This is a genomic window from Aeromonas finlandensis (assembly GCF_000764645.1).
GTDB classification, from domain to species: Bacteria; Pseudomonadota; Gammaproteobacteria; order Enterobacterales; family Aeromonadaceae; genus Aeromonas; species Aeromonas finlandensis.
The window spans coordinates 1-1,801 of the sequence record NZ_JRGK01000129.1 but is presented as its reverse complement, the minus strand read 5'-3'; the positions used below and the strand labels follow the sequence as shown (position 1 = coordinate 1,801).

Sequence of the window (1,801 nt, the reverse complement as noted above, 5' to 3'; positions counted from 1 at the left end):
GGGCCTACCGATGGCGACGTTCTCACCCGCCAGATCACTGGTTAAAAGCAGCAATCTGGGGGCTGGAACCTAGGGGCGGTAGCTAATGCATTTATCGCCCTCCCCCTCTAAAAAGCATCACATGGATTTGATGTTCATTACTGACAAGGAGCAACCCGATGGGTGAATGGTCAGAGTATTTTGAAGACTTTCCGGAAGAGAACTCTGCGAACTATGTAAACGGGCGGTTCAACCCTCGCCTGGCGCAGGAAATTCGTGATCAAGAGGATCGGCTGAGAGCGACAACCAACAAGGCCCGCTCAGAAATCAACGCCATCATCATGAAGGCTTGGCTAGAGACCAAATCTAAAGCTTTCCTCTTGACCGAAGATTGCCCTCAGTGCGGGCTCACCGAGCTGCACACCTACAAGATCCACGACACTTTCTACCTCTGTGAGTGCCAAGACTGCGGTATCCACGGTAGAGGTGAGACCCACGCTCTGGCGCTAAAGAACACCTTCGACGCTATTGGAAATGGGCTGGACTGGAGGGACAGCACGATTCAGTACGAGTGATGAACCAGCTTACATCCGAGAAAAGCTCCCATCTCTCACGCAGGACCTACCGATGGCAATACACACTACCACGAGAACACCGGTTAAAGCAGCAATCTGGGGGCTGTAACCTAGGGGCGGTAGCTATTGCGTTTGCCAACTTGGCGCCAGCACCAATAGCACAATAGATAAGATGGATGCCCTAAAGTTGAGCTTTGCAGGCTCAGTCCACCAACCTAAACCACCCCATAACAAATTACAAAAGAACCTCAAAGTAATAAGGTCATTAAACATTCACCGCAAACATAGAAGAATAAAAGACATACCACCCTAATGTTTTTAACATTTAAAATATTACAGGAAATCCGTGTTTTCACTTGAAAATCACATAAAATATTAATTCCCCTAATAAGTAAACTTCACACCACAATTATAAATACTTTCCCTCCTTATTTGAATTTAACGAATTAATTCATTAGTGAAAAAATTACTCAGCATTTCGTTTTATATTCCCAATTGAGAAAACCTCACATTTAAGGTAAAATAGTAAGACACTCCAACATTAGCTTCAAATGAGTTGCGTCAAAATGAGTTTTAAAGCAATAGATCTTTTTTCAGGCGCAGGTGGTTTTTCTTTGGCCGCATTAGATCTTGACATTAAAATATTATCTGCGGTTGAATTTGATCGGCATGCTTGTGAAACCTATAAAAAAAATATCATTGATAAGCAGAGCCTCCCATGTGAGTTGCTTAATGAGGATATTATGAACGTATCCATCGATTGCATGATGGATAAATTAAACGTATCTACAGGTGAACTTGATATTATAATTGGCGGCCCACCTTGCCAAGGTTTTTCTTCACACAGGATCAAAGATTCAGGTGTTGATGACCCAAGAAATAAACTATTAATTAGATACTTTGATTTTGTAAAATCATTTAAGCCAAAAATGTTTTTAGTCGAAAACGTACCAGGATTGTTGTGGGAAAGACATCAAGCATACTTGAATGAATTTAAAACACTTGCTCGTGATAACGACTACAACATCATCGGTCCTGTAAAGCTAAATGCTAAAGATTATGGCGTCCCACAAAATAGAAATTGTGTTTTTATTCTTGGTATTCGTACTGATATTAAAATATCTCAAGATGCTTGGCCTCCAAAACCAACACATTTCAAAGATAAATCTCCATTATGGGTAAATGCATCAACTGTCTTTGAGGCACCATCGAAAAAAATATTTAATGAGGTCGCTAACGTACTAGGT

At 41.4% G+C, this 1,801-nt stretch carries 2 protein-coding genes; both read left to right on the top strand.

Annotation, left to right across the window (positions count from 1 at the left end; all coding sequences use genetic code 11):
• Nucleotides 1-158: 158 nt before the first annotated feature.
• Nucleotides 159-554, top strand: coding sequence for a hypothetical protein (locus tag LD28_RS0111205; RefSeq protein ID WP_033137052.1), 396 nt, complete (start codon nt 159-161; stop codon nt 552-554).
• A 566-nt stretch (nt 555-1,120) separates the two neighbouring features.
• On the top strand, nt 1,121-1,801 hold a 681-nt coding region (locus tag LD28_RS22295), incomplete at its 3' end, for a DNA cytosine methyltransferase (protein WP_206538749.1).

Coding starts and splice junctions, on each gene's coding strand:
- LD28_RS0111205 (WP_033137052.1), top strand. CDS start 159: ATGGGTGAATGGTCAGAGTATTTTGAAGACTTTCCGGAAGAGAACTCT.